At 60.6% G+C, this 21,767-nt stretch carries 24 protein-coding genes, 1 tRNA gene and 1 pseudogene; 15 read left to right on the top strand and 11 right to left on the bottom strand.

All coding sequences use genetic code 11. The annotated features are described in order from the left end of the window. Positions 1-103: 103 nt before the first annotated feature. Positions 104-517 carry a DoxX family protein gene (locus tag P5705_RS05430; protein ID WP_277459882.1) on the top strand — a complete coding sequence of 138 codons (414 nt, stop codon included), beginning with the start codon at positions 104-106 and terminating at the stop codon, positions 515-517. Between the two features lie 27 nt (positions 518-544). On the opposite strand, the gene P5705_RS05425 is transcribed toward P5705_RS05430, so the two are convergent. After that, a complete protein-coding gene (locus P5705_RS05425) occupies positions 545-733 on the bottom strand; it encodes a hypothetical protein (RefSeq protein WP_277459881.1) in 189 nt (62 codons plus the stop codon). A 424-nt stretch (positions 734-1,157) separates the two neighbouring features. Between P5705_RS05425 and P5705_RS05420 the strand changes: the two genes are divergently transcribed. Then, entirely contained in the window at positions 1,158-1,835 is a 678-nt protein-coding gene (locus tag P5705_RS05420; protein WP_277459880.1) for an SOS response-associated peptidase, read from the top strand. A 141-nt stretch (positions 1,836-1,976) separates the two neighbouring features. Further along, positions 1,977-3,905, top strand: a complete 1,929-nt coding sequence (locus P5705_RS05415; RefSeq protein WP_277459879.1) for an acyltransferase family protein — start codon at positions 1,977-1,979, stop codon at positions 3,903-3,905. Positions 3,906-5,075: 1,170 nt separating this feature from the next. On the opposite strand, the gene P5705_RS05410 is transcribed toward P5705_RS05415, so the two are convergent. Continuing rightward, the gene (locus tag P5705_RS05410) at positions 5,076-5,246 is read right to left on the bottom strand and encodes a DUF7681 family protein (protein WP_277459878.1); all 171 of its coding nucleotides are present in this window, start codon (positions 5,244-5,246) and stop codon (positions 5,076-5,078) included. Positions 5,247-5,347: 101 nt separating this feature from the next. Between P5705_RS05410 and P5705_RS05405 the strand changes: the two genes are divergently transcribed. Continuing rightward, positions 5,348-5,593: a DUF6434 domain-containing protein gene (locus P5705_RS05405; RefSeq protein ID WP_277459877.1), complete on the top strand. Its 246-nt coding sequence runs from the start codon at positions 5,348-5,350 to the stop codon at positions 5,591-5,593. Here the strand turns inward: P5705_RS05405 and P5705_RS05400 are convergent. From P5705_RS05400 to P5705_RS05390, 3 genes are all read right to left on the bottom strand, one after another. Further along, complete coding sequence (locus tag P5705_RS05400) at positions 5,553-5,858, bottom strand: hypothetical protein (protein ID WP_277459876.1); 306 nt, start codon at positions 5,856-5,858, stop codon at positions 5,553-5,555. The genes P5705_RS05405 and P5705_RS05400 overlap by 41 nt on opposite strands. Next, the gene (locus tag P5705_RS05395; protein WP_277459875.1) at positions 5,858-6,229 is read right to left on the bottom strand and encodes a chemotaxis protein; all 372 of its coding nucleotides are present in this window, start codon (positions 6,227-6,229) and stop codon (positions 5,858-5,860) included. The genes P5705_RS05400 and P5705_RS05395 overlap by 1 nt, the downstream gene beginning before the upstream one ends. A 315-nt stretch (positions 6,230-6,544) precedes the next feature. After that, positions 6,545-7,507: a hypothetical protein gene (locus tag P5705_RS05390; RefSeq protein WP_277459874.1), complete on the bottom strand. Its 963-nt coding sequence runs from the start codon at positions 7,505-7,507 to the stop codon at positions 6,545-6,547. 354 nt (positions 7,508-7,861) lie between these two features. On the opposite strand from P5705_RS05390, the pseudogene P5705_RS05385 reads away from it, so the two are divergent. Next, positions 7,862-8,008 (top strand): annotated as a pseudogene (locus P5705_RS05385) (integrase); the annotation flags it as partial. A gap of 99 nt (positions 8,009-8,107) precedes the next feature. Here P5705_RS05385 and P5705_RS05380 read toward each other — a convergent pair. Both P5705_RS05380 and sohB read right to left on the bottom strand, forming a co-directional pair. Then, positions 8,108-8,181 (bottom strand) — tRNA-Cys (locus P5705_RS05380). 144 nt (positions 8,182-8,325) lie between these two features. Continuing rightward, the gene (gene sohB / locus P5705_RS05375) at positions 8,326-9,342 is read right to left on the bottom strand and encodes a protease SohB (RefSeq protein ID WP_277459873.1); all 1,017 of its coding nucleotides are present in this window, start codon (positions 9,340-9,342) and stop codon (positions 8,326-8,328) included. A 200-nt stretch (positions 9,343-9,542) separates the two neighbouring features. On the opposite strand from sohB, the gene P5705_RS05370 reads away from it, so the two are divergent. The 4 genes from P5705_RS05370 (at position 9,543) to P5705_RS05355 (ending at position 12,697) form a co-directional block, all read left to right on the top strand. Beyond that, the gene (locus P5705_RS05370; protein WP_277459872.1) at positions 9,543-10,265 is read left to right on the top strand and encodes a histidine phosphatase family protein; all 723 of its coding nucleotides are present in this window, start codon (positions 9,543-9,545) and stop codon (positions 10,263-10,265) included. Between the two features lie 54 nt (positions 10,266-10,319). Further along, positions 10,320-10,637: an SCP2 sterol-binding domain-containing protein gene (locus P5705_RS05365; RefSeq protein WP_125464629.1), complete on the top strand. Its 318-nt coding sequence runs from the start codon at positions 10,320-10,322 to the stop codon at positions 10,635-10,637. Positions 10,638-10,834: 197 nt separating this feature from the next. Continuing rightward, positions 10,835-11,902: a phosphotransferase family protein gene (locus tag P5705_RS05360; protein ID WP_277459871.1), complete on the top strand. Its 1,068-nt coding sequence runs from the start codon at positions 10,835-10,837 to the stop codon at positions 11,900-11,902. 27 nt (positions 11,903-11,929) lie between these two features. Next, positions 11,930-12,697, top strand: a complete 768-nt coding sequence (locus P5705_RS05355) for an SDR family oxidoreductase (RefSeq protein ID WP_011533483.1) — start codon at positions 11,930-11,932, stop codon at positions 12,695-12,697. A gap of 3 nt (positions 12,698-12,700) precedes the next feature. Here the strand turns inward: P5705_RS05355 and P5705_RS05350 are convergent, their stop codons facing one another. Both P5705_RS05350 and P5705_RS05345 read right to left on the bottom strand, forming a co-directional pair. Next, complete coding sequence (locus P5705_RS05350; protein WP_277459870.1) at positions 12,701-13,522, bottom strand: class I SAM-dependent methyltransferase; 822 nt, start codon at positions 13,520-13,522, stop codon at positions 12,701-12,703. 186 nt (positions 13,523-13,708) lie between these two features. Then, positions 13,709-14,059: a hypothetical protein gene (locus P5705_RS05345; protein WP_277459869.1), complete on the bottom strand. Its 351-nt coding sequence runs from the start codon at positions 14,057-14,059 to the stop codon at positions 13,709-13,711. Between the two features lie 183 nt (positions 14,060-14,242). Between P5705_RS05345 and P5705_RS05340 the strand changes: the two genes are divergently transcribed. The 4 genes from P5705_RS05340 (at position 14,243) to P5705_RS05325 (ending at position 18,599) form a co-directional block, all read left to right on the top strand. Further along, positions 14,243-14,428 carry a hypothetical protein gene (locus tag P5705_RS05340; protein WP_213660671.1) on the top strand — a complete coding sequence of 62 codons (186 nt, stop codon included), beginning with the start codon at positions 14,243-14,245 and terminating at the stop codon, positions 14,426-14,428. 73 nt (positions 14,429-14,501) lie between these two features. Continuing rightward, on the top strand, positions 14,502-14,882 hold the full coding sequence (locus P5705_RS05335; RefSeq protein ID WP_050706284.1) for a glycine zipper domain-containing protein: 381 nt from the start codon (positions 14,502-14,504) through the stop codon (positions 14,880-14,882). A 347-nt stretch (positions 14,883-15,229) separates the two neighbouring features. Then, positions 15,230-17,059, top strand: coding sequence for an SLC13 family permease (locus P5705_RS05330; RefSeq protein ID WP_277459867.1), 1,830 nt, complete (start codon positions 15,230-15,232; stop codon positions 17,057-17,059). A gap of 115 nt (positions 17,060-17,174) precedes the next feature. Continuing rightward, the gene (locus P5705_RS05325; RefSeq protein ID WP_277459866.1) at positions 17,175-18,599 is read left to right on the top strand and encodes a GGDEF domain-containing protein; all 1,425 of its coding nucleotides are present in this window, start codon (positions 17,175-17,177) and stop codon (positions 18,597-18,599) included. 1 nt (position 18,600) lies between these two features. Here P5705_RS05325 and P5705_RS05320 read toward each other — a convergent pair whose 3' ends face one another. Continuing rightward, entirely contained in the window at positions 18,601-19,362 is a 762-nt protein-coding gene (locus P5705_RS05320) for a sulfite exporter TauE/SafE family protein (RefSeq protein ID WP_277459865.1), read from the bottom strand. A 99-nt stretch (positions 19,363-19,461) separates the two neighbouring features. On the opposite strand from P5705_RS05320, the gene P5705_RS05315 reads away from it, so the two are divergent. After that, positions 19,462-20,379: a LysR family transcriptional regulator gene (locus tag P5705_RS05315; RefSeq protein WP_277459864.1), complete on the top strand. Its 918-nt coding sequence runs from the start codon at positions 19,462-19,464 to the stop codon at positions 20,377-20,379. A 117-nt stretch (positions 20,380-20,496) separates the two neighbouring features. Here the strand turns inward: P5705_RS05315 and P5705_RS05310 are convergent, their stop codons facing one another. Beyond that, positions 20,497-20,691 carry a hypothetical protein gene (locus tag P5705_RS05310; protein ID WP_240063406.1) on the bottom strand — a complete coding sequence of 65 codons (195 nt, stop codon included), beginning with the start codon at positions 20,689-20,691 and terminating at the stop codon, positions 20,497-20,499. Positions 20,692-21,206: 515 nt separating this feature from the next. On the opposite strand from P5705_RS05310, the gene P5705_RS05305 reads away from it, so the two are divergent. Further along, entirely contained in the window at positions 21,207-21,767 is a 561-nt protein-coding gene (locus tag P5705_RS05305; RefSeq protein ID WP_277459862.1) for a cysteine hydrolase family protein, read from the top strand.

Raw genomic sequence — 21,767 nt, 5'->3', positions numbered from 1 at the left:
TCCTCTTTCGATGAAGGCGCCCTTGCGGCGCCTTTTTTCATGCCCGTCAAAAACAGGCCCGGCTGCTAAAGTGGAACATGTCCCTGTCCACTGGAGCGCCGCCATGCGCTATACCCTGCTCGACGGTCAACGTGACTTCATCCTGCTGATCGCCCGCATTCTATTGATGCTCCTGTTCGTGCTTTCCGGGTGGAGCAAACTCACCGGCTTCGAAGGCACGGTCGCCTACATGACGTCACTGGGCGCGCCCGCCCCCATGTTGGCTGCGGCGATCGCGGTGATCATGGAGTTCCTGGTCGCCATCCTGCTGATCCTCGGGTTCTATACCCGGCCGCTGGCCCTGTTGCTCGCCTTGTTCGTACTCGGCACCGCACTGCTCGGCCACCCGTTCTGGAACATGGTCGACCCTGAGCGCAGCGCCAACATGACCCAATTCCTGAAGAACCTGAGCATCATCGGTGGGCTGCTCGTGCTTGCGGTCAGCGGCCCTGGCCGATTCTCACTCGATCGGCGCTGAGCAGGTCGTTGCGCGGCGACTACGGCGTCAATCGTCGTAGTCGTCATGCCAGGCTGGATGGCCTTCCTCGTCGTCGAAGTCATCCAGCAGCTCTTCGTCCTCCTCCACTTCGTCCAGCGCACCATGGGCGTCGGCCTCGGGGTCGAAGTCATCGTGGAATTCAGGGTCGAGCAGGTGGTCGTGCTCGGGTTCGGGCAAATCGTCTTCGTCGTGCATCACAGCCTCCGGTAACAACAGCCCGCCTGTATAAGCCGAGCGCCTCGCCTGGTCAATCATCGACACGGTTAACCCTGCCTTAACCGGCATGGCGCAGGTTAGTGGCTCTCCCTTCAGAAACGTTCTTGCCCGCCCTCCATGGCGGGCTTTTTTATTGCGAGCTCCCGTCATTGCGACGCCATGCATCCATCTGCCAGCGCGCAACGGCAGGGCTCAGAATCGAAGAAAAATTCAGTAACGATTACCGGAGCGCTTACCCACAGGTTTTCACGAAACACTGACATTGGTGAAGGCAGACTGACCTGGCTTCGATACGTTCTGTTCAACCCGCCTCTTCGGCGGGTTTTCTTTTTTGGGTAGTGCTTGAAGGTCTGCATCTGGCCACCGTACCGGCAACTATGCTCAAGGTGCGGAGGTAAGCCCCATGTGCGGAAGACTTTCACAGTATCGCGGCCTGCATGAGTTTGCCGACACGTTGAACATGGAAGGCGTCTGGTACAACACGGTCGGTAATCAGCCGCTGCAGCGCTACAACATTGCACCTTCGGCGCCGGTCGTCCTGCTGCGGCTCGAACACACCGGCCCTCGTGCGGAGTGGGTCACTTGGGGGTGGCGACCTCACTGGGCGACCGACCGCGCACCACCGATCAACGCCAGGGCTGAAAAGGTTGCGCATGGCCCATTCTTTCGGGCGATCTGGCCCTCTCGTGCAATCACCCCGGTGGACGGCTGGTTCGAATGGGTTGATGAGGGCGGCCCCGGAAAACAGCCTTATTTCATCAAGCGTCGAGATGGGCGCCCTGCCCTATGCGCATCGATCGGCCAATTCACCGGCACTGGACATGATGGCTTCGTGATTATCACTGCCAACGCCCAAGGTGGAATGGTCGATGTGCATGACCGACGGCCCGTAGTGCTAGCCCCGGCCTTGGCTCGCGAGTGGCTCGCCACTACAACATCTGCAGCGCAGGCCGAACAGATGATGCTCGTGTCTGGTGAGCCAGCCGAAGTTTTCGAGTGGTACCGGGTGAGCCCTGCGGTGGGAAACGCCAGAAACCAAGGAAGCGACCTGATCACTCCCCTGAAGGGGTCGTCGCATTAGTGGAGTGCGCCGCCCATCAAGGGGCAACGATGGATCGGTGCCCATCATCTTCCTTCTCCAGCAGTCAAAAAGAAGCCCGCTGATGGCGAGCAAACGGTATCATTCGCGCCTTGAAAGACGGCCCAGAAAGGGAAACCGATAATGAAAGGCAACAAGCTGGCGTACAGACCAGACATAGACGGGCTGCGCGCCCTGGCAGTATTCCTTGTACTGCTGTTTCACTTCGATCTTGGGGTAAGCGGTGGTTTCATCGGTGTCGACGTTTTCTTCGTGATTTCGGGTTACCTGATTACCGAAGTCATTCGTAACGCCATCAAGAACGAGCGCTTTTCCTTCATCGACTTCTATGTAAGGCGTTTGCTGCGCTTGCACCCCGCACTCATTGTCACCGTACTGCTTTCATTGCTGTTCGGGTACCTGATCATGGACCCCGCCGCGTTCAAGGCCTTGGCGGAGTCATCAAAGTACTCGTTGTTTTCCGCGTCCAATTTTTACTTCTGGCTGAACCAGGGGTATTTCGATGCTTCAGCACAAACCCAGCCTCTGCTTCACACGTGGTCTCTCGGCGCCGAGTGGCAGTTCTATGTCGCGTGGCCATTTGTTGTATGGGGTGCCCTGAAGCTATCTGACCGTTTTCTTTTCGGTTTACTGGTCATACTGACGCTGCTCTCTTTGGCTGCCTCCCAGGTCATACTTGACCACGACTCCTCCGCCGCCTATTTCATGATGCCCTTCCGTGTGTTCGAGTTGTCGATCGGAGCGCTACTGGTCTTCATCGGCCACCATCGGCTTGGTGCAAAAGTTGAATCCAGCCTTGCGCTCATCGGCATGCTTGCCATTGTGGCATCGGCGCTATTGCTTGATCCGGGTTCTCCTTTCCCAGGTGTTCGTGCGCTGGTGCCCTGCCTCGGTGCCGCGGCCTGCATCTATGCTGGCAGGTCATCGACAGCCGGCATCTTGCGGACCTGGCCACTGGTGAAGCTGGGCCTGATTTCGTACTCCGTTTATCTTGTCCATTGGCCACTTGCCGTCTTCTACAAATACTACGTCTTCCGTCCTGTCAGCTGGCCAGAAAAAACTGGGCTGCTCGTCGCGTCCATCCTCTTGGGCTACCTGATGTACCGTCTGGTAGAAACGGTCTTTATGCGCAAAGACCTCTGGGTGAAACCAGTCGGCTTGATCACGGTCACCTCCAGCGTGGCCGCGCTCGCCTACCTCGCGCATATGGTCGTCATAGACAACGGGATGAAAGACAGGGTGCCTGCGGACTATCTGGTGTTCGCCGACGACCCGGCGAATTTCCATGCCACCCATTACGGTGGGACCGGCTTTGCGCTGGATACAACGATAGGAGACGCGGGCGGCAAGCTCATCGCCATCGTTGCCGGCGACAGTTTTGCGCTGCAGTACGCCAGCGGCCTGGACAAGCATCTCAAGGCGACAGGCGAGAAAGTCCTCGGCGTATTCCAGCATGGCTGCTTGCTGTCGGGTGAGTACACGCGTCTTCTCAATAATGTGCCGAGGCAGGACTGCCGGGATGCTTACCGCAGCGCCATGGCCAAACTCGACAACAATAACCTGCCCTTTGTCTTCGCGCAGAGCTGGGAGGGTTACAAGGGCATGATTGCCAACGCCCGGGGCGAACGCATCAATACGTCGAACGACGCCGAGTACAACCGCGTAATCATTGATATGCTCGAACGACTACGCGCCGACATTGGCAATAGGCCTTTGCTCATCGTTGGTACCCAGCCTTACTTCTCGATGGAAAACTCTGCGGCCTCTTGCCTGTTAAGACCTCAATTCGTCTATCAGGGCTGTCAGAATGCACTTGAATATCCGGTCGACCTGTCCTATTCACATGCTTTCAACAACAAGTTAAAAGAATTTTCAGCCGCTCACCCCAACACTTACTATGTAGATCCAGCTGATCATCTATGCAAAGATGGAGTCTGCAGCGCCGCCCTTAAAGGCGAGATCCTGTACTCTGATGCCGTCCACCTGTCTATTGATGGTTCACTTCTGGCGTCCGAGTCGATAATCCAGAGCCTGCACAAGATACAAGAATAATTCATGCAAGCCGGTTTATCCGGCCCCCGCTCCACCCCCAACGTAAAATCCCGCAGATTTGAATCTGCGGGATTTTACGTTGGGGGTGCGACGCACCAAGTCGGACGCCGTACCAGGGAATGGCCAGAGTTCGATAATTGCTGCCGCGGCATAGGCGGCGCGATCAGTTCAACCTACCGCCCAACGGCAAGTGCCCCAACTGCGCGAGCGTCATCCACTTGGAGTCGGCATACCACGGCAACAAGACGATGGCCTGCGACGTGTGCGAAGGCGAGTTCGAGTACCCCTCAATTGCGAGACCACGTTCAGCACCAAGGTTCATAAGTGAACGAGTATGGCCCGCCCTCCTGTGCTGCCCGCCAGCGCCGCTCCCTAGTCAACGATAACGTCGAGGTCCGGCTAGATCGAGAACCTGAAGTAGCTTGAAGGCATCCTCAAGGGAGACAACTTTAATCGACCAGTGTTCTGACTGAGCCGTGTCGGTGAAGCTATCTGGGAATATGGAACGTAAATGATCTGCTTGGTACCTTTTTGTCCTGGTCACTGGCGGTCGCCACTGGAATGTCAGCCATTGCTTAGCAACCATGATCGAGTACCAACACTGGCCGTCGACCTCGACGCCTACTGATCGGACTTCACCTTGAGCCTTTCGGGCACAGGTGGCGCCCTTGGAACAGACCAGGCTACCGATCAGCAAGGCGAAAGCGTCTCTCACTTGGCCATCCGTGATGTGTTGGTGGAAATCACAAATCCAGTCCGTATCCGCCCCTGCTTTAAGCATCCGTAGCCCTCCGCAAGCACATCAAGTCTAATGTTGAAATCGCTGGATTAATAGGTTTTGATGCACCTCACAGACAATGCCAAATCCATAGGTGCAACCATGAGTACGAAAGGCTCGGCAGCCACAAGGCCTCGCTTCAAAATTGTTCGCAATATCTTTGTAGCATCCAAAGAAGATTCCCGCGGTTCCCCAGTACCAATTGGGACGGCCTGGGTTTATCGACTGGTCGACTGCGACACCGGTAATAACGTAGGCGAACCAACAAGCGACCCAAGTGAGATTGTCAGCCGGTATATCGAACTGAACGAACCCATCTAACCTCCAAATACTGGACGTCAGGCAAATGGATCGACCGGCTTGGCGATCGAGCGCACAAACCACATGAAGCCCTACTGCAGATTGGTCTTGGCCAAGGTGCCCTGGTCTACGTCTTCGATCTGGCCAATCTGCTTGAACAGTTCGCCGACATCCGCCTCCAGGGCCTTGATCGAGTTCATGCCGTCGATCTCGCTCTGGGTGAGGTCGCGGTAGCCGGTGATCTTCTTGTGCTGGTTGTCCATGGGAGTTCCTTAGGTTGTCGCGCCACCAAAAGGCGCATCAGTGTTTTGTGGCGCGCGCAGTGCTACGCTCCCGTCTTGTGTCGCCATCCAGGGAAAAGGAAATGAGCTTCGACTGGCACGCAGGCCCAATCACCCGCGACATCCCGCTAGACAAGCACTACCGCAACACCCAAAAAGTCAGGCAGTTTCTGGTCGAAGAATGTGGCGAGGCTTTCAAGTTCGATCGAGCCTTCATGGCGTGGATCAAGAGCGGCGCTCCCTGCACCATGGGGGATGTCGCAGATGAATGGCAGCGTAGGCGCCGCGTTACGGGGATGCCCGATCAGCCTTGTCGGCTGCCTGAGTAGCGGTGGTGGCGGCCTTCGACGCCTTGGTCGCGGCACTCTCGGCCTTGCTGGTCAGCTCATCCAAGCGCTTGTCTCGCTCCGCCATAGCCGCATCGTAGGCATGGCGGATTTCATCCACCTGGTGAGCCTGGGTACTGGCCATTGCCCAATAAGCAGACTGCCAGCCCAGCACAGCACCACCCGCGATCAGTACGACAGCGATTAGCCAGACCTCAAGACGACGCCACCAGCGCCTGGCGATGTACTCGAGTACGCATCTGTCCATCACGTTGTACCTCCCAGCTTGCCGCGCAGGCGGGCGATTTCCTCGCTCTGGACTGCGACGCGATCAGTGAGCAATCCGACTTGGCTTGTCAGGGCCTCGATCTTGCCCTCCAGCCTGCCGACAGTTGCGGCCAACTCGTTGCGTTCCTTGGCGAATTGATCGGCGCGGGTCTCGGCAAGCTTGCGGGCCTCGCGCTCGGAGTCGAGCAGCTCATTCAGACGGCGCACGGTGCCGATGTCGGCATTGTCCATGGCGCGGTCAGCGGCGTCTTTGGACAGGAACTTGCGCAGCCAAAGGAAACCGCCCAGCAGGACGGTGCCCGTTCCGCCCAGCCAGGCGGCTGTGCCTGGGCCGAGATCGGTAGGGTCCATAAGTACTCCGAGGGTCTGAATAGGCCCTCATGGAGCCACTGAATTCGATGCGGGGTCTCTCCCCGCCTGTCCGCCAATGGGCTTGCAGCACTGGCACCCAACTGAACCAGTCTCGCCGCGCGTCCAGCGCCCCCCCGGTAAAACGTGATGGAACCGGTCTGCGGGCTGCTCGATGTTTTTCGTGATGCGCGGCACTACCGGCTTATCCGCGTCCAGGCATCCCCCGAAGGGCCACCCTGGCTGTGGCGAGCCTGAATCAGAAATGAAAAAAGCCCAGCGCGACGGCTGGGCTCCATTACGCAAGGAGATAGAAGATCATGGAGTCCAGTAAGCAATCTTGCCGCCTGCACCAACAGCTACAAAATTGCCGTTGCCGTAGGCGACGCTCCGGATATCGGTTCCAGCGAAAGTGTTGGCTTGCTGAACCCAGCCGATCCCATCCTCGGAAACGGCTGTCTTGCCGCCGTCGCCGACAGCTACATACTTGCCATTACCGTAAGCAATGTCGCGGATGATGGTTCCACCGAAACTGGTATCTTCAACAGCAGTCCAGCTAAGCCCATCGGATGAATATGCCATCTTGCCATCCGCACCAACGATAAACATTTTCCCGTTGCAAAGCTTCATGGAAAGGATGGTGCTAGTGCCGAAGGTGCTGGTTCTGGTCGCGAATGATTGCGGATTACCCGTTGGCATCTTCACAGCACTAAGCAGCTTCCCATTCGATCCCGCAATCAACACAAAAACGCCAATGACGTTGACGCAGTACACAGTCTCGCTAGAAGTGAAGGTCGTAGTGCGCTCCACCGTGCCTGACCAATCCTCATAACGGGAAAAGACTTTACCGTTAGACCCAACCAGTATCCAGGTCGCGATGTCGCCGTAAATTGGCTGATAATACACAATGCCATGCAAGTCTACATACGCGCGAGCAGCTGCCGTAAGGTCTGTCCAATCCCTTAAAGGGCGTGCAATGCTGCCGTGGACCACATTGCCGGATTGAGAAAGGCCTTGAAGCGTTGTCCCAAGACCGTTCCAGTACAGCTCGTTGAGGACCTTTCCGCTATCAGAGGTGACGGCGCCCTTAAGCTTGGTCCACGCTGTACCAGTTGCGTCTCCGCTGACAAGCTGAGTGGTTGTGGGAAGACCGTTGCCACCAGCCGCATAAAACTTGCCTTCAGCAAAAACCACGCGCCTAAGCATGCCGGTGTTATCCACCGGTGCTACTTGAGTCCAAAGATCTTGCAAGGCTTGAGATGCTGAGTTTGCGTTTACCATTTTAAACTCCGTTACTGAGCTGATTTAAGTTCAGGCCTCTGTATTGGGCGTATGGCGCTCATGGGCGATGGCTCGAGACTCGAGGTCTTCTGGCGAGGATCAGGGGTGACGAGGTTTCACCAACCTCAGACCTGTCGCTGATGTAGGAAACTATGCCACATAAGTACTGTATATTCAACCAGTATTCTGAAGTTTTTATTCAGCGAACTTCGGCGCATCCACCGCGCTTGAGTGGATTCGCTGATCGACATGCTCCGGTGATGCCCGGCTTCGCGAAACTCTTGAGGCCCTCAGCGGGCAATAAAAAACCCGGCGCGAGGGCCGGGCTTAATGGGTTGTTTGCCGAAGGCGGAGCAGTTCCAGTTCAGGGACATCCGACCGAAGACGGCATCAGAGATCAACGATCTGAGCGATGCAAGCGTGCTGCTGGGGCACTCGAAAGAGGGAATCACCGAGCGCGTTTACCGTCGAGTCGGTGCCATAGCCAAGCCTTCCAAGTGATACAGTTTTGGGACTGCATGTAAATTGTTTTGGGACTTCCGTGTTTTCCAGCGCACAAAGAAAAACCCCGCAGACCTAGATCTGCGGGGTTTCGAATGGTGGAGGCCGAGGTCGGAATCGAACCGGCGTAGACGGATTTGCAATCCGGAGCATAACCACTTTGCTACTCGGCCTCAAAGTCGGAGTCAGCTTTCGCTATCTCCTTGAAACTGCTGGTCTTTTTCAAGTCAGCTGCGTTTCGATGGACGCCATTATGTCGGCATTCGATGCACCTTGCAACCCCCTTTATGAAAAAAATCTTCAAGGGGTTCAAGGTGTTAGCGCAGACGCCCGAGTTTGCTCCACAAACCGACCAGGGTGTTCTCCACCGCGCCACTGGCCGCTACCCCGATGCGCTCCTGCAGCGTCTTGCGCTCGGCAAAGCGCAGGTGGAACAGGTTGGCCTCGCGGGCACGCTGGCTCAGGTACTCGTCGCTGGTGCCCAGCTCGTCAACCAACTGGCGATTCAACGCGGCGATACCCAGCCACACTTCACCGGTAGCCACTTCGTCGATATGCAATTGCGGGCGGTAGCGGGCGACGAAGTCCTTGAACAGCTGGTGGGTGATATCCAGGTCTTCCTGGAATTTCTCCCGGCCCTTGTCGGTGTTTTCGCCGAAAACGGTCAAGGTGCGCTTGTACTCACCCGCCGTGATCACTTCGAAGTCGATGTCGTGCTTTTTCAGCAGGCGATTGACGTTGGGCATCTGCGCCACCACGCCGATAGAACCCAATACCGCGAAAGGCGCGCTGACGATCTTCTCGCCGATGCAGGCCATCATGTAACCGCCGCTGGCCGCCACCTTGTCGATACAGATGGTCAACGGAATACCGGCCTCGCGGATGCGCGCCAACTGCGAGGCTGCCAGGCCATAACTGTGCACCAGCCCACCGCCACTCTCGAGGCGCAACACCACTTCATCCTGCGGCGTAGCCAGGGTGAGTAACGCAGTGATCTCATTACGCAGGCTCTCGGTGGCCGATGCCTTGATGTCGCCATCGAAATCGAGCACGAACACCCGGCGTTTGTCCTCGGGCTTTTTCTTCTGCTGTTTTTCCGCCTTGGCCTGCTGCTTGCGCAGGGCCTTGAGCTGGGCCTTGTCGAGCAGGCCCGACTCCAGGCGCTCGCGCAGTTCCTTGTAGAACTCGTTGAGGCGGGTGACCTGCAACTGCCCGCCCGGTTTGCGCCTACCCTTGCCGCGCAGCCCGGCGATGGCCGACAGCACGACCAGGATGGCGATCACCAGCGTGGCGGTTTTGGCGAGAAAGCTTGCGTATTCGGCAAGAAACTCCACATTGACTCCTTGATAGACCAGCGCCACGAGGGGCGCGAAATGCTTGCAAGCATACCGGTGCGCATGAGCGGCTGCCAGCCAGGGAAAACGCTGGCAACACAGTTCAAACGACCTTTTCAAACGCTTGTATGTTTTTTCGTTGACAGCCTGCCTGGGGCATCCTAACCTCGCAGCAACCTCCAACCGGGCCGGACTACCTCGTGGGCAACCTCTACCTGATCCGACATGGCCAAGCCTCCTTCGGTGCCGACGACTACGACGTCCTCTCACCCGTGGGTGAACGCCAGAGCCAAGCCCTGGGTGAGCACCTCTCTCAACTGGGGCTGCGCCTGGATCGCTGCGTCGCTGGCACCTTGCGTCGCCAGCAGGACACTGCCCGGCTGGCGCTACAGGCGCTACAGGCGCTGCAGCAAAGCGGCAGCCCGGTACCCGTCATAGAAACCGATGCCGCCTTCAATGAGTTCGACGCCGATGGCGTCATCCGTGCCCTGCTCCCGGGCCTGCTACCCGACGAACCCGAGGCGCTGCACATCCTGCGCAATGGCGCGCAGCATCGCAGCGAGTTCCAGCGTCTGTTCGCGCTGATGGTGCAGCGCTGGCATGACGGCGAGCACAATAACGATGATCACCTGGAAACCTGGCAGGCGTTTATCTACCGGGTCGGCGATGGTCTTCGTCGGCTGCTCGCCAGCGCCGCCAGTGGTGACAACATTGCCCTGTTCACTTCAGGCGGCACCATTGCCGCCCTGCTCCACCTGGTTACCGGAGTCACGCCGGCGCAGGCCTTCAACCTGAACTGGCAGATCATCAACACGTCGCTCAGCCACCTGAAATTCCGGGGCCGCGACGTGGCACTGGCTTCCTTCAACAGCCAAGCCCACGTGCAGCTGTTGCGGGCACCGGAGCTCATCACCTATCGATGAGCCCGGTCTGTTGTGTCCCTGCGGACGCGAATATCACTTAACAAGGAATACACCATGAGCGATGTAGCTAAAGCCGTCGAGGCGATGAAGGCAAAATTCAACCCTGCAGCGGCCGCCGGCCTGGACCTGGTGTTCGGCTTCAACATCACCGACGAAGACAAGCACTACGCGCTGCTCGTCAAGGATGGCACCTGCGAGATCCAGGAAGGCGAGAACGCCGACGCCAACTGCACCCTGGTGCTGGACAGCGAGACGCTGAAGGGCATTGTCAGCGGTGACACCGACGGTATGCAGGCCTTCATGGGCGGCAAGCTGCGCGTCGAAGGCGACATGATGCTGTCGATGAAGCTCAGCGAGCTGTTCCCGGCCTGATCACCAGGGCGTATCGTAGAAAGAAAAGACCGAAGCCAACCCGCTTCGGTTTTTTTTTGCGCCAGAAATGATCCGGCCATCAGAGCCATTGATCGCCCGGCAACACCCTGGCCTATAACGGCCTGGCACGCTTGTACCAATTGCCACAGGAAATTAGATTAGCCAATAGTCCTTGCTACCGATCATAAGGAAATCGCATGACGCTCACCGACCAGTCCACCCAGGTCCGCCCCGGCGAAGAACTCGATGCCGCCGTCATCGATCCGTACCTCAAGGATCACATTCCAGGCCTGGAAGGCACGCCGGCGATCAGCCAGTTCCCAGGCGGCGCCTCCAACCTCACCTACCTGGTGGCCTACCCAGGCAAGGAGTTCGTCCTGCGTCGCCCGCCGTTCGGCCACAAGGCCAAGTCGGCCCACGACATGGGCCGTGAGTTTCGTATCCTCAACCAGCTCAACGAAGGTTTCCCCTACTGCCCGAAAGCTTATGCGCACTGCACCGACGAAGCGCTGATCGGTGGCGAGTTCTATGTGATGGAGCGGGTCAAGGGCATCATCCTGCGCTCGGACATACCGACCGAACTCGACCTTGACGCCACCCGCACCGAGGCTCTGTGCAAGAGCTTCATCGAGCGGCTGGTCGAGTTGCACCAGGTGGATTACAACGCCTGCGGCCTGGCCGACCTGGGCAAGCCGGAAGGCTATGTGCAACGCCAGATCGAGGGCTGGGCCAGCCGCTACGAAAAGGCGCTGACCCCTGATGCGCCACGCTGGGAGAACGTGATCGCCTGGCTGCGTGAGAAAATGCCCGCCGACCACCCTCGCCCCGGCATCGTGCACAACGATTATCGCTTCGACAATGTCATCCTCGACAGCGACAACCCCATGCGCATCATCGGTGTGCTGGACTGGGAAATGGCCACTATCGGCGACCCGTTGATGGACCTGGGCAACAGCCTCGCCTACTGGATCGAGGCAAGCGACCCGGCCCCCGTGCAATTGATGCGCCGCCAGCCCAGCAACGCACCTGGCATGCTCACCCGCCGGCAGTTCGTTGATTACTACGCCGAGCGCGCCGGCATCCGCATCGACAACTTCGACTTCTATTACTGCTATGGCCTGTTCCGCCTGGCCGGCATCGTCCAGCAGATCTACTACCGCTTCTTCCACGGCCAGACCCAGGACAAGCGCTTCGCCCAGTTCATCCACATGAACCGGCTGCTGGAGCACATGAGCCTGCAGCTGATCGACAAATCCAGCCTGTAACACCGGCAGACAACAAGGAATCCCGGCATGTCCAAGACCCACCTGTTCGACCTCGACGGCAAGATCGCCTTCGTCTCCGGCGCCAGCCGTGGCATCGGCGAGGCCATCGCCCACCTGCTGGCCCAGCAGGGTGCCCATGTGATCGTCTCGAGCCGCAAGCTCGACGGCTGCCAGCAGGTCGCCGAGGCGATCATCGCCGCGGGCGGCAAGGCCACCGCGGTGGCTTGCCACATCGGTGAGATGGAGCAAATCCAGCAGGTGTTCGCTGGCATCCGCGAGCAGTTCGGGCGCCTGGACATCCTGGTCAACAACGCGGCCACCAACCCGCAGTTCTGCAATGTGCTGGACACTGACCTGGGCGCATTCCAGAAGACCGTCGACGTGAACATCCGCGGCTACTTCTTCATGTCGGTCGAAGCCGGCAAACTGATGCGCGAGCACGGGGGGGGCAGCATCATCAACGTCGCGTCGATCAACGGCGTCTCGCCAGGACTGTTCCAAGGTATCTACTCGGTGACCAAGGCCGCGGTGATCAACATGACCAAGGTCTTCGCCAAGGAGTGCGCGCAGTTCGGCATCCGCTGCAACGCCTTGCTGCCGGGCCTGACCGACACCAAGTTCGCCTCGGCGCTGGTCAAGAACGACAGCATCCGCAATGCCGCCTTGCAACAGATCCCGCTCAAACGCGTGGCCGACCCGAGCGAGATGGCCGGCGCGGTGCTGTACCTGGCCAGCGACGCCTCCAGCTACACCACCGGCACCGCGCTCAATGTCGACGGTGGCTTCCTGTCCTGATGTTCAGGCCTTGAGCGCCTGCAGCGTGTAACTGAGCGGCAGGCGCCAAGGTGCTTCGCGCAGGCGCCATTCGCCGTCGGCGCCGAGCTCCATCTGCCCGGGCAAGGCCTCCCAAGGGATGCTCTGATGCTCTTCCAGGCCAGCTATCCGCAGGCCGCTGGCCAACAAAGCCGTGATGACCTCAGCCAGGCCGTGGTTCCACTCATGGGTTTCGGTCTGGGTCAGGGCCTGGTCGGTGTCGACGTAGGTCTGGTCGCTGTGCCAGATCGTCGGCGCTTCCCGCTCGAAGTACGGGTAATCCAGTTGCAGGCGGTCCTGATGGTCTTCGTTGACGGCCATCAGCATCGGATGGCCATCACGCAGGAACAACCGCCCGCCTGGCTTCAGCAACGCCGCCACGGTGCGTGCCCAGCGCTCGATGCTGGGAAGCCAGCACAGGGCGCCGATACCGGTGTAGACCAGGTCGAAACTGCCCGCCTCCAGCACTTCGGCCGCCCGGTAGACATCTGCTTGTACGTAATTGATGCGTGCTCCGGCGCGCTCGGCGAGTTGCCGCGCCTGGTGCAATGAGGCCTCTGAAAAGTCCAGCCCACTGACCTGGGCGCCCAGGCGTGCCAGTGACAGGGTATCGGTACCGATATGGCATTGCAGATGCACCGCGCGCAAGCCACGGATGTCGCCCAACCGCGGCAGGTCGAAACGTACCACTTCGGAGAGATGCCCTGGGTGGCTGACGAAACGCTCGACCTCATAGTCCTTTGACGCGGCGTGCAGGGGGGCTCGTTCATCCCAGCTGGCGCGGTTGAGTTCCAGTGAGCGGCTCATGCGGTCCTTCCTTGGCTTGATGGCGTGGCGCCACGTTAACCGCCCATGAATCGCCTTACAACCACTCCGTCAACCTCAGGTTGACAGCTCGGGTATAACCGCGGTGCCTTCATCGCGGCTGAAGCCGCTCCTACAGTGGGCCGGGTAACCATCTCCTACGGGAGTGGAAGCTGGCCCTGCCCACCATCACAGGCAAGTGGCGGCCGCCGCCCGCCGCCGCAGGGCCATGCCGTCATCTCGCTGGGCGTAGTAGTCCACCCGCGTCCCGCCCGCCTGTGCATAGACATCAACGAACGATTCCGCTTCACGGGTGTACACCGTAAATCCACCCTGCTTGCGCGCCTCCAGGTAACCGCTGGCATCGACACCGAACGACGACTCCTCCTGCCAACTGAACTGGATGCATTGGGCAACCACGTCCGGGGTCTTGTGCGAGTCAAGGCGCGCGGTCGGCGTGCCATTGCGCGCCGCCTCCATGGTAGATGACGCACAGCCCGCCAGCAGCAGCGCCACGGTGATCGGCAGAATCGCTCGCATGTTCCATCCTCGGGACAAAAAAGAAGGCGACTCTAGCATCGTGCAGGCCTCATGAGTGAGCCCAAGATCTGTGCGATCCACATGAATACGTCACGACAAAATTTTGCGCGACAAAGAACCAAATGAATCGGCCCAGGTCTGATCGCATATCCGGTAAACCTATTCGGATCAAGGACCTACTTCATGATTTCGCGCCTCGCAAGTGCCTCGCTGGTTGCCGCCTTCCTGCTGCTTGGGGGCTGCTACAGCCATCATTACCACGACGACGATGACGGCTGGCGTGACCGTGACCACCGGCACCACCATCGCCATGACCGGGACGACCGCGATGACGATGACCGCCAGTACCGTGACCGCTACTACCGCTGAAACGTCTTTGCATCCCTGACTCGCCGCTGACCGTGCGGCAACTTCCCTGATGATTCCCCCTGAGGTTCATAACATGCGTCTGACTCTGCCTTCTCTCGCCCTCGGCCTGCTGCTGTGCCAAGGCGCTTTCGCCGGTGACGGTACCGCCGCTATTGGTGGTGGCCTGGGCGGTGCGCTGGGCAATGTCGTCGGTAAACAAATCGGTGGCAGCACCGGCGCTGCGATCGGTGCCGGCCTGGGCGGCGCCGCCGGCAGCGCGGTGGGTGCGCGCAAGGGCAACCGCACCGAGGCGGCCATTGGTGGCGGCCTGGGCTCAGCTGGCGGTTCGCTGATCGGCGGCAAGCTGGGTGGCTCCAATGGCTCGACCATTGGCGCAGGCCTGGGTGGCGCGGCCGGTGGTGCCATTGGCAACCACATGGGCGACAACAACCGCAAGCACAAGCACCGTCACTGATTCAGGCCTCCGCCCAAACTGAATCGGTCCTGTAGGAGCGGCTTCAGCCGCGATACGGGCATCGCGGTCTCTGGCACCCGCCCTGCGGGTGATCGCGGCTAAAGCCGCTCCTACGGAGGCTGTGCCTGGTCAGCAGGATAGGTTTTGCTCCATGAGAACGGGTTTGTCCGCGAAGGCGCCAACACGGTGAATGGCACCGGCAAGCCGGTGCCTACCGGACGGACCCGCACACCGTGCTGATGCTCCTCCGGCAAAATACTGCAACACGTCAACACCCCCTTCACGCCAAGCTGCCACACTGGTGCCATTACCTTTCGTGCCCTCGTGTGAAGGAACCCCCTCCCCCCATGAACCATGAGCTGCTCTGGGTCCTAGGCCTGCTCGCCGTTGTCGTCGTGCTGTTCATCATCAACCGCCCGCGCATGGATGTGGTCGCCCTGTTGGTGATACTCGCGCTCCCGCTGTCTGGCATCCTCAGCGTGGAACAGGCCCTGGCCGGTTTCAGCGACCCCAACGTGGTACTGATCGCCGCATTGTTCGTGATCGGCGAAGGCCTGGTCCGCACCGGCATCGCCTACCGTATCGGCGAGTGGATGAGCGAACGCGCAGGCAACAGCGAGGCCCGCCTGTTGGTGTTGCTGATGATCGCGGTGGCCGGCCTTGGCTCGGTGATGAGTTCGACCGGCGTAGTCGCTATTTTCATCCCGGTGGTGCTGAGCATCGCCGCACGCCTGCAGCTTTCGCCCAGCCGCCTGATGATGCCCCTGAGTTTCGCCGGCCTGATCAGCGGCATGCTCAGCCTCGTGGCCACGCCCCCGAACGTGGTGGTGCACAGTGAGCTGGTACGCCACGGCGAACAGGGTTTCAACTTCTTCAGCTTTACCCCCTTCGGCCTGGTGGTGCTGGTGCTGGGCATCGGCTACATGCTGCTGACGCGCCACTGGCTCAATGGTGAGGTGCGAAAGGATGGCCGGGTGGAGACCCGTCGCACCCTGCTCGACCTGGTCCTGGACTACAAGCTCAACGGTCGCGAGCGGCGCCTGCGCATCCGCCCGCACTCGCCGCTGATTGGCCACACCCTGGGCGAACTGGAGCTGCGCACCCGCCACGGCGCCAACGTGGTGGGGATCGAGCGCCAGCACAAGTTCACCACCCGGGTGATCCCCGCCGACTCCGGCACACTGCTGCAGCAAGGCGACATCCTGCTGCTCGACCTGTTCGCCAACCGCGACGACCTGCGCAGCCTGTGCCAGGGGATGTTACTCGAGCCGCTGCACTTCAAGGCGGCTTACTTCATCGACCAGTCCCAGGAAGTGGGCATGGCCGAGATCTCGCTGCCGCCCGGCTCGCAACTGATCGGCAAGACCATTCTCGAACTGGCCTTCCGCACCCGCTACGACCTCAACGTGGTCGGCCTGCGCCGCGACCAGGTGGCCATCGAAGGGCAACTGGTGGACGAAAAGCTGCGCCTGGGCGACACCCTGCTGGTGGTCGGCCCTTGGAAAGCGGTGCGCCAACTGCAAGGCAAGCCACGCGACTTCCTGGTGCTCAGCCTGCCCGCCGAGATCGACCAGGTGGCGCCGGCACGCGCCCGCGCGCCCTACGCGTTGATCAGCCTGGCGGTGATGGTCGGGCTGATGGTCAGCGGCCTGGTACCCAACGTCATCGCCGCGCTGATCGGCTGCCTGCTGATGGGGGCCGGCCGCTGCATCGACATGAACAGCGCCTACCGCGCCATCCACTGGCAGAGCCTGGTGCTGATCGTTGGCATGCTGCCCTTCGCCTTGGCGCTGCAGAAGACCGGTGGCATCGACCTGGCGGTCGGGGCGCTGGTCGGTCTGCTCGGTGGCGCCGGCCCTGGCGTGATCCTCGGCTGCCTGTTCGCCCTCACCGCGCTGATCGGCCTGTTCATCTCCAATACCGCCACCGCGGTGCTGATGGCCCCGGTGGCGATCAGCACTGCCCAGCAACTGGGCATGTCGCCCTACCCCTTCGCCATGACCGTGGCCCTGGCCGCATCGGCGGCGTTCATGACGCCGGTCTCGTCACCGGTCAATACATTGGTGCTCGGCCCGGGACAATATCGCTTCGCCGACTTCGTCAAGGTTGGCGTGCCCTTCACGCTGCTGGTCATGCTGGTGACCGTGCTGATGGTGCCCTGGGTGTTCGACTTGTAATCCCTGGCAATATCCCCACGGTTTTCCGTGAATTGACATCAATTGGCGACTTGAAAGACACTGACACGACATCATCCCAGGTGCCTACAGCCGCTTTCCTGGATTCCGTCCTCGCTTGCCGGTCGAGCCTATGGTGTCTCCAGTCACTTCGCGCCTGCTGCCAGCCCTGATCCTGTTCGGCCTCACCTTGGCTCTGACCCTGGGCGGCATCCTGGCCCGGCCGATCGAGTCCCTTTCACTGTTCTGGCCGGTCAACGCAGTGCTCGCCGGCGTATTGCTGCGCAACCCACGCCAAGCCACGCCGGCAGGTTTCGGCCTGGTCTACCTGGCCATGGTCATCGCCGACCTGGCCTGCGGGACAGCCTGGCAACCGGCCCTGTGGTTCAATTTGTGCAACCTGGGCGCCATCGCCACCATCTGGTACCTGGTATCACGCCTGCCGCGCCAGCACCGTCGCCTGCGAACACCACACGGCACGCTTTGCCTGTTCGGCGCCTGCGCCGCCGGTGCCGCGGTGGCCGCCAGCCTGGCCTGCGTGATGGCCACACCGTGGTTCGAGCAATCCTTGCGCGCCACCTGGCTGGCCTGGTTCAGCGAGCAGTTATCCACCAGCGTGCTGGTCTTGCCGGTGCTGCTCACCGCCCCCTCGCCCCGCGCCCTGACACGCAGCGGCAGCCAGTCAATCCCTATTGCGCCGTTGCTGGTACTGCTGGCCTCCCTCGCCCTGAGCATCGCCTTCGGCGGCCCCGGCGCCATCGCCTTCCCCATCGCCGCACTGCTGTGGTGTGCGTTGAGCTACACGCCGTTCCTGGTTTCGCTGCTGGCGCTGACCGCCGGTAGCACGCTGATCGTCGCCGTGGCGCAGAACCTCATGCATTTCAGCGTGCCGCAGAGCGAGCCTGGGGTCACCGCATTGATGTCGGCGCGGCTGGGCATCGCCATGCTCGTGCTGGGCCCGCTGGTACTGGCCTGTGTGAGCAGCGCCAACCGCAACCTGGTGGCCCGCCTGGCGCACCAGGCCTCCATCGATCACCTGACCGGCGCCCTCACCCGCAGCGCCTTCACCCAGCGCGCCAACACCCTGCTGCAGAGCCGTAAGCAAGATGCCCAGCCCATGCCGCTGACCTTGATGATGCTCGACATCGACCACTTCAAGACGATCAACGATCGCCATGGCCACGCACTTGGCGACCAGGTGCTGCGTCAATTCTCCCTGGCCCTGCAGGATCAGTTGCATGAAGGCGAACTGTTCGCCCGCCTGGGAGGTGAAGAGTTCGCCATCGTCATGCCCGGGCTTGCGCTCGAACAGGCCAGGTTCAGCGCCGAACGCCTGCGCCGCACGGTGCAGGAGCTGTACATCAGCCAAGCGGATCAACGCCTGCAGATCACCGTCAGCATCGGCCTGGCGGGTTGCTCCAGCGAACATCCATCCTCCAGCCTCGACGAACTGCTGGCCCAGGCCGACCTGGCCTTGTACCGGGCAAAAGCGCATGGCCGCAATCGCATCGAGCAAGCCGAGACGCTACGCCAGCTGGTCTGAGTCAACTGGCCAGCAGGTCCCAGCTCAGCTTGGCAATCAGCACGCAGAGCAGGATCAGGAACAACCCCCGCACAAAGCCTGCCCCCTTGCGCACAGCCAGCCAGGTTCCCGTCAGCGCGCCAAGGATGTTGAACACCGCCATGGGCAGGGCGATGGCCCATAGCACATTGCCGGAAGGGATGAAGAACACCAGCGCGGCCAGGTTGGTGGCGATATTGACCAACTTGGCCGACGCCGAGGCATGCAGGAAGTCCAGGGCGAAGAAGCGAATGAACAGGAAGATCAGGAAGCTGCCGGTACCCGGGCCGAACAGCCCGTCGTAAAAGCCGATGGCGCCACCGATCAGCACCGCCAGGCATTGTTCCCTGCGGCCAATCACAGTGGGCTTGTGCAGGGTACCGAAATCCTTCTTGCAGAAGGTGTAGACCGCCATCACCACGATCAGCACCAGCACCATCGGCCGCATCACGCTCGCTGGCACCAGCGATACCGTGGCCGCGCCGAAGAACGACATGACGAAGGCGCTCAACGCCGCAGGCACGATCAGCCCCCAGTCCAGCTTCACCTTGCGAATGAACGAGCGCGCGGCAAAGCTTGTGCCGCACACCGACGCCAGCTTGTTGCTACCGAGCAACGCGGCAGGTTGTGCGTTCGGCAACACGTTGAACAGCGCCGGGATCTGGATCAGCCCGCCACCTCCCACGGCGGCATCGATCAAACCGGCGGCGAAGGCGAACAGTGAAAGCAGGGCAATATCCATCATGTTGAATGTCCGGGCAGGGGAAAACTGGCTGCCAGACTAATCAAAGCATCGCGCTTGTGTTGAAATGCCATATTGCAAAAACCGCAATGAGTAAAACCCATGGCCCTGGATATGTTGCGCGAGATACAAGCCTTCGTCAGCGTTGCGCACAAGCGCAGCTTCATCAGCGCTGCCCGTTCGCTGGGACGTTCGCCCAGCGCCGTGACCCGAGCGGTACAGGCGCTCGAGGACAATACCGGCGCCAAGCTGTTCAATCGCAGTGCCAGTGCCGTCAGCCTGACCGAGGCCGGTGAGCGGCTGCTGCCCCACGCCGAGCGCTTGCTGGATGTGCAACGGGATGCCGCCGACGAGCTCGCGGCACTGACCGGCTCGGCCCAGGGCTGGATCCGCCTGGCCGCACCCGAGGCGCTGGCCCAGCATGTGCTGCCCTCGGTACTGGCCGAATTCTCCCAGCGCCACCCGAAAGTGACCCTCGACGTGCAGTTCGGCGACCAGGCGCTCGACCCGTTGCAGGGCAAGTTCGACTTCGTCATCCGCGGAGCTTTTCCACAGTCCAGTGAACTGATCGGCTACCCACTGTGGGCTTATCGTCGCTACCTCTATGCCAGCCCACGCTATCTGGCGTGCGCAGGTACACCCACAACGCTGGACGAGCTGGAGCGGCACGCGCTGATCCTGCACACCGCCCCGCGCATCCTCAAGGCCTGGCACTTCTGCCGCGACGGCCAGATCACCAGCCTGCGCCCACAACCACGGTTACGGCTGGGTTCGGGCGTCGCCGTATTGCAAAGTACATTGGCTGGCGCGGGTATCGCGCGATTGGCCGACTGGCTGGCCGAGCCACACGTGCAGGCTGGACGCCTGGTGAAGATCTGCCCGGAGTACCACCTGACCTCTAGTAGCGGCCATGACCCACAGATGCATGCGGTGTACCCCGCAGGCAATATGCCTGCACGGGTTCGCGAACTGCTGCAGGCCTTGCGCGAGGCTCATCCTCGGCCGCAGATACCTGAGTGAAAAGGCTGTTCAAATTCTGCTCAATCTAACAGAACCCCTGCGAATACTGGCCTGTAGCGTTTTATCCACAGACCTACCCACGTTTTTTGTGGACAGTTTCAGCAGGGGCTGTAGGACTTATCGCAATCGCAGCAAAGCCGCATTGGCCAACCTGACCAGTTCAATCCACTCGCTTGGGCTGATCACCCCGGAACGCTCCAACGCCTCGGCACGGCGCAGTGCCTGGTCATAATCTTCTTCGTGCAGGATACCTTCTCCAAGAAAACGACCGCGCCACTCCAGCATCGCTGCAGTGCCTTTCTTGCATTCCATAGTGAACTTCGACTCCAAGGCAGGTGATTGGCCCGTGTGCCCGGACCTGATAGATGGGGGCGCGAGATTACACGAGCGTCCTGCACTTGAGAATGACTTGCAGCTACCGCTTGTCCAGACAACTGCAAAAAGACGGCTTGCCAGCCAGGGGGAGGGATCGAGCCCGCCTTGCGGCGAGGCGGGCTGAGACAAGGAAAATGTGCGTGTCAGCTTGGCGGGATGGTTCCCAGCAGGCCAATCATGATGGTCAGCAGCAGAAAACCACCCAGGAACAGAGCGAGCTTGCCCATTGGAACCTCTACAATGTGATGACTAGACGGCGGGGCCGGCCGAGGGAGGCCACCCTGCCCAGCACGCCGGTTCGCAAGGCTGGGCCTGGTGGCTATTGTCAGCGCCTTACTGATACGGTTACAGATGCAGGTTCGAGGAAAAAAAGCGGATCAGATGGAGCGCTGATCCGCTGCCGGCGCGAGCTGTGCTACGGTCCGTGAAACTCACCGACGAGCGCCCCACGCATGACCGCCCTCACCAGCAACGCCAGCCTGCTGATCATCGACATGCAAACTGGCATCCACCACCCCCGCCTGGGCCGGCGCAACAACCCCGAGGCGGAGCTTCGCATGCACGAATTGCTGGTGGCCTGGCGCCTGCATGGCCGGCCAGTGGTGCACGTGCGACACGCTTCGCGCGATCCCGAATCGGTGTTCTGGCCCGGACAGCCTGGCTGCGAGTTCCAGGCCGCATTCACGCCACTGGCCAGCGAAGCCGTCTTCACCAAGCAGGTGCCCGATGCGTTCTGCCAAAGTGGCCTTGAGCATTGGCTACAGGTACGCGGTATCACCGAGTTGGTGATCGTCGGGGTGATCACCAACAACTCAGTGGAGTCGACTGCGCGTTCGGCCGGTAATCTGGGGTTCGCCACCGTGGTGGTAGGCGATGCCTGCTACACCTTCGACCAGCACGACCTGCAAGGCCGCCACTGGCCTGCCGAAGAGGTGCATGCCCTGTCACTGAGCAACCTGGCCATGGACTATGCCCGTATCCTCGACACGGCCACTGTGCTGGCCACTGACTGA

The organism is Pseudomonas entomophila, assembly GCF_029478665.1.
Classification (GTDB): Bacteria; Pseudomonadota; Gammaproteobacteria; order Pseudomonadales; family Pseudomonadaceae; genus Aquipseudomonas; species Aquipseudomonas entomophila_F.
The sequence above is the reverse complement of the archived record's forward strand: the minus strand, read 5'-3'. Positions and strand labels throughout refer to the sequence as shown.